Annotated in this window: 16 protein-coding genes; 10 read left to right on the plus strand and 6 right to left on the minus strand. The window is 70.3% G+C overall.

The window, feature by feature from the left end:
• The first annotated feature begins 3 nt into the window (after nt 1–3).
• The 3 genes from AB0F70_RS10190 to AB0F70_RS10200 all read left to right on the plus strand — a co-directional run bounded on the left by AB0F70_RS10190 (nt 4) and on the right by AB0F70_RS10200 (nt 1,886).
• On the plus strand, nt 4–978 hold the full coding sequence (locus AB0F70_RS10190) for an amidohydrolase family protein (protein ID WP_357447112.1): 975 nt from the start codon (nt 4–6) through the stop codon (nt 976–978).
• Between the two features lie 117 nt (nt 979–1,095).
• The gene (locus AB0F70_RS10195; RefSeq protein WP_357447115.1) at nt 1,096–1,533 is read left to right on the plus strand and encodes a PPOX class F420-dependent oxidoreductase; all 438 of its coding nucleotides are present in this window, start codon (nt 1,096–1,098) and stop codon (nt 1,531–1,533) included.
• Between the two features lie 11 nt (nt 1,534–1,544).
• Entirely contained in the window at nt 1,545–1,886 is a 342-nt protein-coding gene (locus AB0F70_RS10200) for a hypothetical protein (protein WP_357447118.1), read from the plus strand.
• An 18-nt stretch (nt 1,887–1,904) separates the two neighbouring features.
• Here the strand turns inward: AB0F70_RS10200 and AB0F70_RS10205 are convergent, their stop codons facing one another.
• Complete coding sequence (locus tag AB0F70_RS10205; protein ID WP_357447121.1) at nt 1,905–2,831, minus strand: AraC family transcriptional regulator; 927 nt, start codon at nt 2,829–2,831, stop codon at nt 1,905–1,907.
• A 100-nt stretch (nt 2,832–2,931) separates the two neighbouring features.
• Here AB0F70_RS10205 and AB0F70_RS10210 point away from each other — a divergent pair, with 100 nt between their 5' ends.
• From AB0F70_RS10210 to AB0F70_RS10220, 3 genes are all read left to right on the plus strand, one after another.
• Nucleotides 2,932–3,561: an NAD(P)-binding oxidoreductase gene (locus AB0F70_RS10210; protein WP_357447124.1), complete on the plus strand. Its 630-nt coding sequence runs from the start codon at nt 2,932–2,934 to the stop codon at nt 3,559–3,561.
• Between the two features lie 272 nt (nt 3,562–3,833).
• On the plus strand, nt 3,834–4,028 hold the full coding sequence (locus tag AB0F70_RS10215) for a hypothetical protein (RefSeq protein WP_357447127.1): 195 nt from the start codon (nt 3,834–3,836) through the stop codon (nt 4,026–4,028).
• Between the two features lie 73 nt (nt 4,029–4,101).
• Nucleotides 4,102–4,971, plus strand: a complete 870-nt coding sequence (locus AB0F70_RS10220; protein WP_357447130.1) for a helix-turn-helix transcriptional regulator — start codon at nt 4,102–4,104, stop codon at nt 4,969–4,971.
• Between the two features lie 27 nt (nt 4,972–4,998).
• Here AB0F70_RS10220 and AB0F70_RS10225 read toward each other — a convergent pair whose 3' ends face one another.
• Nucleotides 4,999–5,526 (minus strand): hypothetical protein, encoded by a 528-nt coding sequence (locus tag AB0F70_RS10225; protein WP_357447133.1) that lies wholly within the window; start codon nt 5,524–5,526, stop codon nt 4,999–5,001.
• Between the two features lie 278 nt (nt 5,527–5,804).
• Between AB0F70_RS10225 and AB0F70_RS10230 the strand changes: the two genes are divergently transcribed.
• The gene (locus tag AB0F70_RS10230; protein ID WP_357447136.1) at nt 5,805–6,374 is read left to right on the plus strand and encodes a hypothetical protein; all 570 of its coding nucleotides are present in this window, start codon (nt 5,805–5,807) and stop codon (nt 6,372–6,374) included.
• 65 nt (nt 6,375–6,439) lie between these two features.
• Entirely contained in the window at nt 6,440–7,105 is a 666-nt protein-coding gene (locus tag AB0F70_RS10235; protein ID WP_357447593.1) for a response regulator transcription factor, read from the plus strand.
• Nucleotides 7,106–7,139: 34 nt separating this feature from the next.
• On the opposite strand, the gene AB0F70_RS10240 is transcribed toward AB0F70_RS10235, so the two are convergent.
• The gene (locus AB0F70_RS10240; protein WP_357447139.1) at nt 7,140–8,810 is read right to left on the minus strand and encodes a GAF domain-containing protein; all 1,671 of its coding nucleotides are present in this window, start codon (nt 8,808–8,810) and stop codon (nt 7,140–7,142) included.
• Nucleotides 8,811–8,965: 155 nt separating this feature from the next.
• On the opposite strand from AB0F70_RS10240, the gene AB0F70_RS10245 reads away from it, so the two are divergent.
• Nucleotides 8,966–9,796, plus strand: coding sequence for a universal stress protein (locus AB0F70_RS10245; RefSeq protein WP_357447142.1), 831 nt, complete (start codon nt 8,966–8,968; stop codon nt 9,794–9,796).
• Between the two features lie 47 nt (nt 9,797–9,843).
• On the opposite strand, the gene AB0F70_RS10250 is transcribed toward AB0F70_RS10245, so the two are convergent.
• Together AB0F70_RS10250 and AB0F70_RS10255 are read right to left on the minus strand one after the other, a co-directional pair.
• Nucleotides 9,844–10,740, minus strand: a complete 897-nt coding sequence (locus AB0F70_RS10250; protein ID WP_357447145.1) for a dihydrodipicolinate synthase family protein — start codon at nt 10,738–10,740, stop codon at nt 9,844–9,846.
• A 46-nt stretch (nt 10,741–10,786) separates the two neighbouring features.
• Complete coding sequence (locus tag AB0F70_RS10255) at nt 10,787–11,674, minus strand: TetR/AcrR family transcriptional regulator (protein WP_357447148.1); 888 nt, start codon at nt 11,672–11,674, stop codon at nt 10,787–10,789.
• A gap of 89 nt (nt 11,675–11,763) precedes the next feature.
• Here AB0F70_RS10255 and AB0F70_RS10260 point away from each other — a divergent pair, with 89 nt between their 5' ends.
• Nucleotides 11,764–13,554: a right-handed parallel beta-helix repeat-containing protein gene (locus tag AB0F70_RS10260; RefSeq protein ID WP_357447151.1), complete on the plus strand. Its 1,791-nt coding sequence runs from the start codon at nt 11,764–11,766 to the stop codon at nt 13,552–13,554.
• A 168-nt stretch (nt 13,555–13,722) separates the two neighbouring features.
• On the opposite strand, the gene AB0F70_RS10265 is transcribed toward AB0F70_RS10260, so the two are convergent.
• Complete coding sequence (locus AB0F70_RS10265) at nt 13,723–14,955, minus strand: hypothetical protein (RefSeq protein ID WP_357447154.1); 1,233 nt, start codon at nt 14,953–14,955, stop codon at nt 13,723–13,725.
• Nucleotides 14,956–15,002 lie beyond the last annotated feature (47 nt).

A 15,002-nucleotide genomic window follows, 5' to 3' on the forward strand; every position in this document is an offset into this window, starting at 1 on the left:
ACCATGACACCCTCTGAGCCCGGCCTGATCGACGTCCACAGCCACTTCGTCACCGACTCCTACGTCCGCCAGGCCACGGCTGCGGGCCACCAGCATCCCGACGGGATGGACGGGTGGCCCACCTGGTCGGTCGAGGAGCACCTGGAGCTGATGGACCGGCACGGCATAGCCACGGCGATGCTGTCGATGTCCTCGCCGGGCGTGCACTTCGGAGACGATGCCGCCGCTCGCCGGCTGGCTCGGGAGGTCAACGAGGACGCGGCAGCGGTCGTCGCCGGCCACCCGGACCGGTTCGGGTTCTTCGCGAGCCTCCCGCTGCCCGACGTCGACGGCGCCCTCGCCGAGATCAGCTACGCGCTCGACGATCTCGGCGCGGACGGCGTGGTGCTGATGAGCAACTTCCGCGGGACCTACCTGGGCAGCCCCGACCTGGAGCCGGTCCTCGCCGAGCTGGACCGGCGTCGGGCAGTCGTGTTCCTGCACCCCACCTCGCCGGCGGGCTGGGAACGGTCGGCGCTGGGCAAGCCGCGCCCGATGATCGAGTACATCTTTGACACCACGCGGACCGTGACGGACCTGCTGACGTCGGGTGCGCTCGCACGTCATCCGAACATGACGGTCATCGTTCCCCACTGCGGTGGTGCGCTGCCGGTCCTCGCCGACCGGATCGGCGAGTTCATGAGGCAGTTCCTGGGCGCGCACGCCGAGCCGACGGCGGACGCCGTCGAGCAGCTCCGCAGGCTCCACTACGACATCGCAGGCCCCGCGTTCCCGCGCGAGGTGCCGGCCCTGCTCGGGCTGGCCGCCCCGGAACGGCTGCTGTTCGGCAGCGACTACTGCTGGACGCCGCCCCCGGTCGTCGCCGCGCACCTCGCCGCCGTCGATGCCTCCGAGCCGCCGGTCGACGGCGCCACCTGGCGGACGCTGACCACCGCCAACGCGCGCGACCTGTTCCCCCGGCTGGCGGACACCAGGTAGGCGCAGGGTGCAACGGCGACTCACGGTCTGCCTTGTCACATATCAAACGCTTGATATGCGACAAGCGGCTGGCTACGGTGAACGGGTAGACCCACCCGCACCACAAAGAGGACTGCCATGTCATTCACCGACATCGAGATCGAGTACCTGTCCGGCCAGCACCTGGGACGGCTCGCCACCGTACAGACCAACGGCACGCTCCAGGTCAGCCCGGTCGGATTCCGCTACAACGACCGGACCGGCACCATCGACATCGCCGGCCACGCCATGGGTGTCAGCCGCAAGTTCCGCAACGTCGCCGAGAACGGCCAGGTCGCGTTCGTCATCGACGACCTCGCCTCGGTCCAGCCCTGGCGCCCCCGCTGCGTGGAGATCCGCGGCACGGGCGAGGCGATCGCCGAACCCACCGACTCCCCCTGGGACGTCGACCTCACCCAGACCGGGTTCGACGCCTCGATCATCCGGATCCACCCGCGCCGGATCATCAGCTTCGGCATCGACAAGACGGACACAGACGTCTACGAGTACAAGATCCACAACCGGACCGTGAGCTGAGCAACACGACGATGACGAGCATCCGAGTGGTTCATGGCGAGTTCCTGCGCGACCGCCGGTCGGCGGAGCGCAAGTACCTCGGCAAGGTCCTGACGGTCGAGGCGTACGCGCTGAGTGCGGGGGCGAGCAGGTACTCGACGCCCATCGTCGAAGGCGCCGCCAACGCCGACGGGGAGACCTTGGCGGTCTTCGTCCTGCCGTTCGACGGGCGCATCGACGCCTCGTTCGACCGGCTCCGTTCGGTGCAGCCGGGTCAGCGGCTGCGGGTGTCGGGCGAGTGCCGGATGTTCAGCGAGGGGGACGACGTGCTCGTCTTCAAGGACTGCACCCTCCTGGACACCGCCGGCCGGTGAGCTGACGCTCGTCGGGGTTCAGGCCGCAGGCGTGCCCTGTGCTCTGCGGTATCGGCCGGGGGACGTCCCGTACTCGCGGGTGAAGGCTCTGACGAACGTGAACTCCGACGAGTAGCCGCACTCCCGGGCGACGGAACGCAGGGGTGCGTCGCTCTGCGTGAGGAGCTGACCGGCGCGGGTCAGACGCCACCAGGTCAGGTAGGCCATCGGCGGCTGGCCCACGGTCGCGGTGAAGCGCTGCGCGAAGACCGCCCGGGAGAGCCCCGCCTCGGACCCGAGCGACTCAACGGTCCACGGATCGGCGGGCCGGTCGTGGATGGCATGCAGGGCGGCGCTCATCGCCGGATCAGCCAGCGCGGCCGCCCAGCCGGTGGACGCGCCCGCGGCCTGATCGTTCAGGCACGCCCGCATGACATAGAGCAGGAGGGTGTCGAGGAGCGCGGGCAGGAGCGCGTCCGAGCCTGGGCCGGGTCGCTCCAGCTCCCGGCCCAGCAGGTCGACGGCGGCGCGCAGCTCGGGGTGGGCGCCGATGTCAGCCGGCAGGTGGATGAGGTCGGGCAGTCCGCTCAGCAGCGGATGCTGCCGGTTGCGGCTGAGGCGGTAGGCACCGCACAGGATGCGCGTCGTCGCGCCCGTGCCGTCCAGTTCCCCGTTGACCGCCCATTGGCCGTCGGGCTGCTGAAAGATGTCCGTCAGCGGTGTCGCAGGGTCGTCGGCGATGCCGTGCTCGGTGCCGTGCGGCCGGAGGACGACGTCGCCCGGGCCGAGCGCGACCGGCGCCCCGCCCTCGCCGGGCAACAGCCAGCAAGAGCCGCGCAACACCATGTGGAACGCGACACCGTCCCTGGCGGCAAAGCGCAGCCCCCATGGCGCCGAGGCCGTCGACAGAAACGACTCCGGCCGGCCGCGGCGCATCGCGGTGATCGCCTCACTCAAGACGTCCATCTCGCGACATTAGCCGAGAGTCTGGGCATCAAGACGTAAGGCCAAGTTATCCGGACTTTCGGGCATTGGTCGTCCAGCTGGGGCGGCATATCGTCAAGACATGAGACTTACGATCCTTGGAGCAACCGGCCCTACGGGCCAACAGGTTCTGGACCAGGCCCTCGCTGCGGGCCACGACGTCACCGTCCTGGTCCGCACCCCCGACCGGCTGCCGCAGTCGGCCCGCGACCGCGTCACCGTCCTGACCGGTGACGCCACCCTGACCAGCGACGTGCGGCAGGCCCTGACCGGAAGCGATGCGGTGATCTCGGCCCTGGGATCGGGCAGCGACCTCAAGTCCGACATCGCCAGCCGCGCCGCCCGGGCGCTCATCCCCGCCGCCGAGCTCTCGGGCACCAAGCGGGTGGTCGTGCTCTCGGCCCTGGGTTCGGGCACGACCGCCACGCACGCAGGGGCTGTGCCGAGGCTCTTCGGCAAGCTACTGATGGGCACGGTCTTCGCCGACAAGGCAGTGGCCGACGACCTGGTCCGCTCGAGCGGACTGGGCTGGACGCTGGTTCGCCCGGCGATCCTGACCAACGGGCCGCACACCGGCTCGTACAGCGCGGTCGAGGTCCCCCAACGCAAGGTCGGCGACCGCATCAGCCGTGCCGACGTCGCGGACTTCATGCTGCGGGCTGCCTCCGACGACGTCTGGTCCCACCGCGACGCAGTCCTGCTCACCCACTGATACCCGCTCGGTCCTCTTCCGACCTTGTCGCCAAGGCCAGTCGGCCGCCCCGCGAGGCGTGGCGGCCGACTGTCGGTCGCTGGCCGCACGATCAGCCGTCCACACGGACTGGATGCACCGCCACGGCAGGGATACGTGACCTGCATCTGCCGGACGGCTTCTCCGAGGGCAAGACATATCCGGCTCTCGTCGGTATTCATCCGGCCGGCGGAGTCAAGGAACAGACCATCGGTGCCTACGCGCAGAGGCTCGCCGCACAAGGCTTCGTCACGGTGGTCTTCGACGCTTCCTACCAGGGCGAGAGCGGTGGTGAACCGCGTCTGCTGGAAGACCCCACCGCCCGCGTGGAGGACACCCGCTGCGCGCTGTTCGTCGTCGACGGGGCGACCCACATCGCGATGTACGACGTCCCCGAATACATGGATCAGGCAGTCACCAAGCTGGTGGACTTCTTCGGCGTCCTCTGACGCGCCGCTGTCGACTCAGTGCGCTGTCGGCGAGAACCCGACAGGAATTGACTACCGGTGGCAGGCTGAGCAGATGACCCGCGATCCCCATCACGACGACCTGGGTGACTTCCTCAGGGCGCGGCGCTCCGAGCTGTCCCCCGACGCCGTCGGGCTTCCCGCAGGCGGCGCCCGGCGCGTCGCGGGGCTGCGCAGGGAAGAGGTCGCGGCACTGGCCGCCATCAGCACCGACTACTACACCCGCCTCGAGCAGGGCCGCATCCAGGCGTCACGGTCCGTGCTGGACTCGCTGGCACGGGCGCTGCGGCTGGACGACGACCAGCGCGCCTACCTCTACGAGCTCGCCGCCAGGGGCGACCGCCGTCCGACTCCTCGCCTCCCGCGGAGCACAGCTCAGCCGCAGCTGCAGCGCATGCTCGACGACATGCCGCACACGCCCGCGTTCGTGATCGGGCCACGTACCGAGATCGTCGCCTGGAACGCCATGGGCGCCGCCCTGATCACGGACTTCGGGGAGATCCCCGCGGAACAGCGCTACTTCATCAGGCTGCTCTTCACGAACCCGGCGATGCGCGACCTGTACGCGGACTGGGAGGGCGTCAGCCGGCTGGCCATCGCCCAGGTTCGGATGCACAACGCCAACAATCCAGGGGACGAACGTCTGGCAGCCCTGGTGCGCGAGCTCTCCGGCCTGGACGGCCAGTTCCGCCGGTGGTGGGCCGCCCACGACGTCGCGACGAGGGACACCGGGACGAAGCACCTGCACCACCCCGTCGTCGGCGACCTGCGCCTCGACTGGAACGCCGTCACCTGGGCCGCCGAACCCGACCTGCAGATCATCGCCTGGACCGCGGAGCCCGGCACGCCCTCCCACGACAGCCTGCGGCTCCTGGCCCTGTGGGCGGCGGAGCGCAGCCGCCCCACCAGGAGCCCGACCCGGTGAGGTAGCCGGGCCGGTAGCTGCGGAGAATCAGGACGTGGTGCTGCTGAGCTGCCGCGCGGCGACCTCGACGCCGACGGACCTTCCCCATGCCCGGGCGCGGCCGAGCTCGCCACCGGCCAGAGGACCGGTCACGCCGGCGACGCGGAAGCTCGTGGGCCCGGAGACGAGGGGATAGCCCAGCCGGGCCAGCCGGCGGCTCGCCGCGCGCGCGGCAGAACCGGTGGCACGCGAGATCGCCCGGGTGTCGAACGCCGCCGCTTCAGTGGTGGTCATCAGGCTGGGAAGGGCTCCGAGCCACTCCCGGATGCCGCGCTCACGCGAGATGATCCTCGGGGATCGTCCTGCGACATCACGCCGGGTCGAGGGCCAGGACATGCTGAACGCATGGGTGGGCCCGCCGACCACCAGCAGGGTGACGTCCCGGGGCACGATGTCAGGCGCCGCACCCACCTCGACGACATCGGCGTGCATCGACGCCTCGATCCCGTCCCCGATCTCCTGGGCGATCGCCTGGGTATTGCCGAACATGGACTCATAGACCACGAGTGCACGCATCGCTTCTACCTCCATAGGTTTGGTGACCCCACACTCCTCCTCGGACCCGCTCTGGCGTCAGGGCCGTGCGCCCCCGGTCCACGGGACCTTCGGCCCCCGCATATCGGACGGACCGACTGTCCGGGACCGACCCGGGCCTTCTGGTGACCCGCGCCCCGGGGTGATGGGGACCAAGGTCCCGTCCACGAGGGGCAGGCGACTCTGCCGGACGCCCCCGGCCGGCGGCACTGTGGTCCCAGGCGCCGGAACGTATCCGGGGCAAGCACCAGGAGGACACCATGAGCTCGGTCAGTCACCACCCCGCGACGTCGGCGAATGGCACGACCGCTCGCAAGCGCACCGCAGTCGCAGCGCGTACCACGGGTGCGTCCGTCGCCCGGTACTCCTTCGCGGGAGTCCGGCTGCTCCTCGCCGTCGAGTTCCTCTGGGCGTTCGGCGACAAGCTCCTGGGCTGGGGCCGGTCCACGCCGGTCGAGGGCGCCTGGATCAACGGCGGCTCCCCCACGGAGGGCTTCCTCAGCCATGTCGAGGGACCGTTCGCCGGCTTCTTCGGCGCCCTGGTCGGCAACCCGGTCATCGACTGGCTGTTCATGCTCGGCCTGCTCGGGATCGGCGTCGCACTCGCACTGGGCATCGGGATGCGGCTCGCCGCGGGCACCGGCGCCCTGCTCATGCTCCTGATGTGGCTGGCCGTCCTGCCCCTGGAGAACAACCTGTTCGTCGACTACCACCTGGTCGACGCCGTCCTGCTCATCGGGCTGGCAGCGTTCCTGGCCGGTGACACCCTCGGCCTCGGCCGCCGGTGGGCGAAGCTGCCGCTGGTCAAGCAGTACCCCGTACTGCGATGACGCTTCACCCCGTGGTGCCCGTCCCGGTAGCGACCGGGGCGGGCGCTCCCGTTACGGTGGGGCACATGGACGTACGGGTGTTCCTCGTGGACGACCACGAGGTGGTGCGCCGTGGCGTCGCCGACCTGCTGGAGTCCGAGCCCGGGGTATTTGTGGTCGGCGAGGCGGGCACCGCCCGCGAGGCCCTGGCCCGGATCCCGGCGCTGGCGCCCGACGTCGTGGTGCTCGACGTGCGGCTGCCCGACGGCGACGGCGTCACCGTCTGCCGCGAGCTGCGCTCCCGCATGCCGGATCTCGCCTGCCTCATGCTCACCTCGTTCGCGGACGACGAGGCGCTCTACGACGCGATCCTCGCGGGTGCCGCCGGCTACGTGCTCAAGCAGGTCCGCGGCACCGACCTCGTCCAGGCAGTCCTGACCGTCGCGGGTGGCGGGTCAGTGCTCGACCCACGAGCAGCGGCCCGCGTGATGGAACGCCTCCGGACCGACGCCCACCACGAGCCCGACCCCCTGACCGGTCTCACCGACCAGGAGCGGCGAATCCTCGCGCTCATCGGGCACGGTCTGACCAACCGGCAGATCGGCAGCGAGCTGTTCCTCGCCGAGAAGACCGTCAAGAACTACGTCTCCAGCATCTTCGCCAAGCTCGGCCTCGAGCGCCGCGCGCAGGCCGCCGTCCTCGCCGACCGGCTGGAGCAGCAGGAGCGCCGCGACACACCGCGCAATCTCTGACCAGCCGGGCGAGCACCGGGGCCGGAGCGCGGGATCACCCCAGCGGCTCGTCCTCCGGGAGCGGCACCTGCCACACCAGGCGAGTCCCCACCGGGGCGGTGTCCCGGTCCGTTGGCCCGACGCCGAGGCTGCCGCCGAGCTCGTCCGCACGCCGGGCGAGATTACGCAGGCCGCTGTGCTGGGCGTCCGCCGCGATCCCGACGCCGTCGTCGCTCACCGTGAGGCACACGTCATCAGCCACGGTGAGCCGGACGTCTACCCGGGACGCGGATGCGTGCCGAGCCACGTTGGACAGCGCCTCGCTCAGGACGGCCACGACGTGTTCGGCGACGTCGGGAGGCACCAAGGTGTCCACCGCCCCCTCGAACCGCAGCCGTGGATCGAACCCGAGCGCCGTCGCCGCGGCGTCGACCGCCGTGATAGCCCGTGAGCGCAGCCCGACCCGCCGACCCCCAGCGCCGACCAGCGGATCTACCGGCTGCAGCCGATAGATCGTGGTCCGTACCAGGGTGATGGCCTCGTCCACCTCGTCGACCGCCGTGGCAAGCTGCTTCGCCACCTCCGGGGGCGCGGTGCGCGCCACACGCTGCAACGACAGTCCCGTCGCGTAGAGCCGCTGGATGGCCAGGTCGTGCAGGTCGCGGGCGATGCGTTCGCGGTCACGGAGCAGGGCGACGCGCTCGGCGTCGGCTCGCCCCTCCGCCAGCTCCAGGGCGACGGCGCCCTGGGCGGCGAACGCGCCAAGGGCTTCGACCACTACCGACGAGAACGGTTCGCGGCCCTGGGCACGCGCAGCGGCCAGGACGCCGCGGGCACTACCCGCTTCACCGAGCGGCCAGACGGCGAGCGGGCCGAGCGCGACCGGCAGGTCCAGCGACAGACCTGCGGCCCGTTCATCGGTCGTCGCCTCGTCGGTGATGATCGGTACGCCGGTGCGGAAGGTGAGCGAGGCGAACGTGCCGTCGGCGGAGAGCACCGAACCGACCTGGGCCTCGGAGCCCAGCCCGGACGCCGACTGGAGCACCAGACGTCCGGTCTCCGGGTCCGGCACCGCGATGATCGTCAGGTCCGCGTCGGCCACCTCCCGTGCCTGGCTACCGATCAAGGTCAGCACGTCACCTGGCATGGACCCGGACAGAACCTTTCGCGAGATCCAGTCGTTCGCGCGGGCCCAGCGTTCGCGCAGCCGCGCCACGCCGTACAGGCGAGCGTTCTCCACCGCCACGCTCGCCGCCGCGGCGAGCGCCTCCAGCACCCGCTCGTCCTCGGCGGAGAAGTCGCTCCCGCCCCGCTTGTCGGTGAGGTAGAGGTCGCCGAACGGCGATCCGTGCACGCGCAGCGGCACCCCGACGAAGGTGTGCATCGGCGGGTGGTGTGCAGGGAAACCCACCGACGCGGAGTGGGTGGACAGGTCGTGCAGGCGCAACGGCACGGGATCACGGATCAGCTCACCCAGCACACCGTGACCGGTCGGGTAGGGGCCGATCGCGGCAACCACGTCGTCGGGCATACCAACGGTGAGGAAGCGGGCGATCCGGCCGTCGGCGCCCAGCACGCCCAGGGCCCCGTACCGGGCGTCGACGAGCTCGACCGCCGCCTCGACGATCCGGTGCAGCAGTGCCTCCAGCTCCAGGCCGCGGCCGAGAGTGCTGACCACTTCGAGCAGCAGGTTGGTGCGGTCGCGCGGGGTACCCGTCGGAGCCATCGGCACCTCCCGGTCCTCACGGTAGCGCGGGCCTCTGTATAGCGACATACGGGACGTTGGTCCCGGCACTCCGGGCCACCGGACTCTGCCCCACCCACCTCTGCGGCTGGTGTCCTGGTGACGAGCGCAGGGGCGACCGGCACAGGAGGACGATCATGGACAACACGTGGTACCGGGGCATCGCCGTCGGGGTCGACGGATCGGACGAGAGCCTGGCTGCGCTGGACTGGGCGGCACGCACCGCTGACATGCACGGCGCCCGACTCACGGTGGTGGCGACCTACCCTCTGCCGACCACGCTCGCCCCCGGATACGGCGACCTCGCCAGCACGGCGAAGGGCGCGGCACGCAACGCGGCACAGGCCGCGCAGATCAGGCTCGGCCGGCACCGGCCAGGGCGTCGGGACGTCGAGGTGCTCGTCCTGCCCGGCTCTGCCGCCCCTGCGCTGAGCCAGCGGTCCATGACCTGCGACCTGGTCGTGGTGGGACGGCGCGGCCTGGGCGTACTCGACCGCACCCTGCTCGGCTCGACGTCGTCCGCGCTGGTGGCGTCCGCACCTGGCGCGGTGGCCGTAATCCCTGCCGGCGCGACCACCGGGGACCCCAGCCGGATCCGGGTGGGGGTAGGCCGCGAGGAGGAGCCGGGTGTCCTGGGCACCGCGTTCGCCGAGGCGGCAGTCCGCGGTTGCCCGCTGGAGGTGCTGCACGTGACGGGCAGCGACCCGACCGCCGCCGTCGACCTGGCCGATCAGGTGGCCAGGTGGGCGGAGAAGTACCCGAAGGTCACCTGCACCATGGTGATCCGGCACGGAGCCCCTGCCTCCGCTCTGCTCCACGACCTGACCGCGGACGACGTCGTCATCGTCGGCGGGCGACAGCACTCGCCGGCCCCGGGCCGGAGGCAGCACAGCATCCCCGACGCGGTGCTGCGGGCCGCGCCGTGCCCTGTCCTGGTGGTGCACGCGCAGCGGAATCCGCTCGCCTGACGGCCGGCGGCCCTGCCCGGCGTACGTCTCTGTTCATCCGGACCCGCCTACCCATCGAGGCGCAGGTCGCCAACCATCTCTTCGACGCGTGCTCGCTGGTTCTCGTCCAGGCCCTGGATCGGGAGCGGCAGGCACCGGTCCCCGACGAGGCCGAGGTGTTCGGCGATCGCCGCGATCACACGAATGCTGCCGCCGTGCTCGGCGAACAGCGCCCAGAGCGGGTCGAGCCGTTCGGACTCCGCGACCGCATCGGCTGCTCGCCCCTCTCGGGCGGCACGGACGATCCGCAGCGCGGGCTCCGGGATCGTGCCGCCGACGACGGAGTACCAGGTGTCGCACCCGGCGTTCAGGGCTGTCGCTGCCAAGGCGTCGCCGGAGACCCCGATCGTGACGTGGTCGGGGATCACCGCACGGATCTCGTCCACCCGCTTCCGTGCCTCGTCCGGATCGGCGGGGACCCCCGGGATCTTGATCGATGCGATGCCCGGCAGCTGGGTGATCCGCCCGTACAGCTCGGTCGTGAACGTGAAGTGCGTGGTGCCGGGATTGTCGTAGACGATGACCGGCAGATCGGTCTGCTCGCTGACCGTGCGAAACAGCTCGAAGACGTCGGCCGCGGTGAGTCGCTGGTACGTCAGCGGGGCCAGCAGGATGCCTGCCGCGCCGGCGTCCTCCGCGGAGCGGATGTGCGCGAGGACCGCTGAGGTGCGGAGCGCTCCTACCCCGACGAACACGGGTGTGGGTCCGGCGTGCGCGACGGCGAGACGAGCGACGCGGGCGCGTTCTTCGGCTGAGAGGTAGGCGTAGGAGCCGGTTGAGCCGAGTGCTGTGATCGAGTCCACGCCCGAGGCCGCGAGCCGCTCGACGAGGCCGATGAAGGACCGTTCGTCGACGGCGTCGTGTGCGAGCGGGGTCAGAGGGAAAGCACTGAGTCCGGTGAACATACGGATTTCCTCACGGGTAGGTGGTGTCCTCGGGACGGCGCCTCGTTCACCCAAGGTGGCCAGGATCAGACGGAGTCGACCGGCGCCGGCGATAGGCACGCTGCTGGCAGGCTCTCGAGCAGTAGTCCCGTGGCCGCCCCCGACCTCCCCCGTCCAGCGGCTTCCCGCACATCATGCACTTCGTCCCACTATTTTCGTCACGCATTACCTCACCACCCTGGCTTTCGACGAGCGCCTGGACGCCATCGAGCGTGCGCTGCAGCCCGAACTCGAACGGGTCGAGCGGCTCATCCATCCCGCCGCTCTCCCACAGTCTCCCCAGGGCCGGATAGGCGTCCAGTCGCTCGAACAGGGACTCGCGTTCGCTCCACCAGCGCTCATGGGAGATCCCTGTGCGCCGCTGAAGTTCGGCGGTCTCCCCCGCCTGACGCGCGACCGACTCGACGAACCCACCCACGAGATTCACTACCGCGATCACCTGAGCCGGCGCCAGAGCGCCGCGTGAGGCGACGTCGAGCGCGTGGTCGTACCCGGCCATGATGTTCGGGCCGGGCAGGCGGCGGCTTCCCGCGCTGTGGACCAGCCAAGGATGCCGCTGGTAGATCGACCATGCCCGGCGCGCCCAGCGTTCGAGGCCGGCGCGCCAGTCCAGCCCGTCCGCGGGTTCCAGGGACACCTCCCCGTAGACGGCGTCGCGCATGAGCTCCACCAGCTCGGCCTTGCCGGGAACGTAGCGGTAGAGCGACATCGTCGTCGTGCCGAACCGTTCGGCGACCTTGCGCATGGACAGCGCTCCGAGCCCGTCGGCGTCCGCGACCTCGATCGCCGCTGCGACGATCCGGCCGAGGCTCAGCCCGGGGCGAGCCGGTTCGTGCGCGCCCCACAGCAGCTCGATCGCACGTTCCGGATCCGGCTGCACGCCGTCTTCAGCCACCACAACTCCCTTGACGCTCGTCACACTATCCTGTTTAACTGATAAACCTCAGTATATTCCATAAATCAACTCGTAGGAGCCGCTTCATCATGCCCGGAAACAGGTTCTACGTGTCCCCTGACGGCCAGGACGACTGGCCGGGCACCCTCGACCGGCCGCTCGCCAGCCCGCACGCGGCGCAGCGAGCCGTCCGCGCTCTCGCCGCCGAGATGACCGGCGACATCGTCGTCACCTTCCGAGCCGGTGTCTACCGCCTCGAAGAACCGCTCACGTTCGACGACACGCAGGCCGACTCCGGAACGAACGGCTTCCGGGTGGCCTACCAGGCACACGGCTACGGAACGGCCGACCAGGAGAAGGTAGTGCTCAGCGGCGGCCGCGAGGTCACCGCCTGGTCCGCGGGCGCCGACGGCGTCTGGACCGCCCCGATCGGCGACCTGGAACCACGCAGGCTCTCCGTCGACGACCGCCCAGCCACCCGGGCGGCCCGCACCACCGGGCTTCCCGGAAACGTGACGAAAACCGCTACCGGTTACGTCACGGACAGCGTGGAACCTCAGTCGTGGCCGGATCCCTCAGGACTGGAGCTCGTCTACCCGGGCGTCTATCCGTGGGCCGAAGCTCGCCTGGCGGTCGCCGCGATCTCCGGAGACGGTTCCTCGACCACCATCACCATGGCCCAGCCCGCCTTCGACAACGCCAAGTCCCTCTACGACTCGAAGTGGTACGGCGCAGGAGGTGACGGGACCTGGGACGGCCTCGCCGCACCGTCCGTGCTCGAGAACAACGTGGCCTTCCTCGGCGAGCCGGGCACCTTCGCCGTCGACCGCTCCGAACCGGGCGGACACGTCCTGCACTACCGCCCGCGCCCCGGCGAGGAGATCGGCAGGACCGCTGCAATCGTGCCCGTTCTCGAGACGCTCGTCAGCGGGCAAGGCGTGCACGACATCGTGCTGCGCGGCTTCACCTTCGCCGACGCGCAGTGGTCGGGTCCCACCCGTTCTGGTGGTTACCTGCACTATCACGGCAACGGACGCCACGAGCAGGGCGGGTTCCAGAAGATCGACATGGGTGCCGACGTCGGCTATGTCCACGTTCCAGCGTCATCGACCCAGCTACCGGCCAACGTCATCTTGGACTCGGTCAGCCGGATAGTGCTGGAGGGCAACCACTTCACTCGCCTCGGCGCCGGCGGACTGGCGATCGACGTCAGTACCGCCGTCGAGGTCCGGGGGAACGTCTTCGACGAGATCTCGGGCAGCGGGATCGCCGTCCAGGGCTCCACCCGCGTGGCTGTCGAGGACAACCTCGTCCACCACATCGGCACCGAGTACCGCGGTTCGCCCGCCATCCTGGTCTTCGTCTCCGAGGAGACCACCCTGGCGCACAACGAGATCCACGACGTACCGCACAACGGCATAGTGATCGTCGGCGGCGAGCCGGCCAAGGGCACCCAGGTGATCGGGAACCTCGTCGAACGGAGCATGGGCGTATTGATGGACGGCGGCGGGATCTACCTGTCCGCGCCACAGGGCTCGTCATTCGCCGGCGGGGCGGTGGTCCGGGGCAACGTGATCCGCGATGTCCTGACGTCGTACAACTTCGGGCTCTACACCGACTACGGCGCCGCGTGGATCACCGTCATCGGGAACATCGTGTGCCGGGCCGACACGCCGATCGTGCTGCAGGTGGGCCCGCCGCTGGAGAACGTCGCCTTCATCGGCAACTTCTGGGACGTCCTGCCCGACGGCTACGACGACCCGCCCAAGACGGTGACCGTGGCCGGGAACACCGTGCTGCCCAAGGAGACCTTCGACGAGGCGATCAAGGCCGACCCGGCGGCGGCCGACATCCTGGCGCGGGCGGGACGGCGCTTCTGAGGCGGTGACCGGGACTCCTGCCGGGCGTACGGCTCACACGCTCGGCGGGGGTCCCTTTGGTGGGGAGCCACGCGGTGCCACCTACTCCCCTGCGGGTCTTTGCCTCCGCCATGCCTGACACTCCCAGCGGGTGCCGCCGTCCCCGTTTGGTCAGCGCGCTTCGCTGTCTCAGTTGCCGATGTCGATCAGAGCGTCCGCATAGGCGCGGGCGCGCGGGTCGTCAGAGAGATTGGCGCGGTCGAACTCGCGAGTCAGTTCGTGGGCGACGAGGGCCAGGCTCGGTACCGATCGGCGATCGCCGGTCAGCGCCTCGATGCCGTAGTCGAGCGCGGCGTCGGCGTCCCCCGCACGAGCCGCAGCGACGGCCAACGTGATACGGGCCTCAGCATTACGCATCGGGCTGCGTTCAACGCCGTCGGGCCGGATACCGGCGCGCAGCACCTCCTCGGCGTACAGCACCGCCCGGTCGTCGTTGCCGACGTTCCGATGCACGTCCATCTCGTAATAGGTCTGCTTCGCAGGGTCGACCACAAAATGGTCGTCCGGGTTCGACGGCATCGGCAGGGCCTCAAGAACCGTGCGACCGCGCTCGAGGCTCAGCTCGACCTGGTGAGCATTTCCGAGCCGCGCCCAGGCCTTGGCAGCCTGGGCGGCCAGCTGGGCGCTGACGCTGCGAGCGCCGGCGACTTCGATGCCGTGCTCGGCTGCTGCGACGACGCGGTGCAGGTCGCCGGAGGTCAATGCGAACCATGCGCTCATCTCGTGGGCCCAGCCGCCGACGTGGTGGTCGTCGACTTCGTTGGCGAGGTTGAGCGCGTAGCGGCGGGTTGCCTCCGCGGCGACGTGCTGTCCGGCGTCGTACTCGACGCAGCCGACCAGGAGCGCCAGGCGTCCGGCTAGGGACAGCAGGTCGCGGTGCTGGGCGAAGGAGAGGCGCTCGTCGAACAGCCGGGTGATGCGGCCCAGCCAGGCCAGCCCCTCGGCGCGCAGTTCGCGGGTCTCGCGATAGCGGTACTCCGTGCAGAGTCGTTCGACGGTGACCTCGACGGCGGTCACGGTGGCGTCGGTGATCGACGAGCGTTGCAGCCGGGCGATCAGCTCGGCTGTGTCCATCCCCGCTTCCAGGAGCAAGGAGGTCTCTCCGGCAGGGGCAGCCGGTGGGAAGAGGTCGGCGGTGACCGTGCCGAAGACGGTCGCGATGTGTGGCGCCCAGCTGCGTGGGGTGACACGGCCGGATTCCCACTCTTTCCACTGCCGCACGAGCGACTCCGCCGATGGCGGTTCCTTCCCGGAGGAACGGGCGTACACCGCTTGCAGGTTCGCCACGGCGCGCGCCTGCGACCAGGCGCGCGCTTCACGCTCGCGCCGCAGCCGATCCGCCCAGGCAGGCCGTGTACTCATGGCCCCCATGGTGCCCCACGCCACAGACAGGCAACCAGAGGGGAGGT

This window comes from Promicromonospora sp. NPDC023805, from assembly GCF_040639635.1.
Classification (GTDB): Bacteria; Actinomycetota; Actinomycetes; order Actinomycetales; family Cellulomonadaceae; genus Promicromonospora.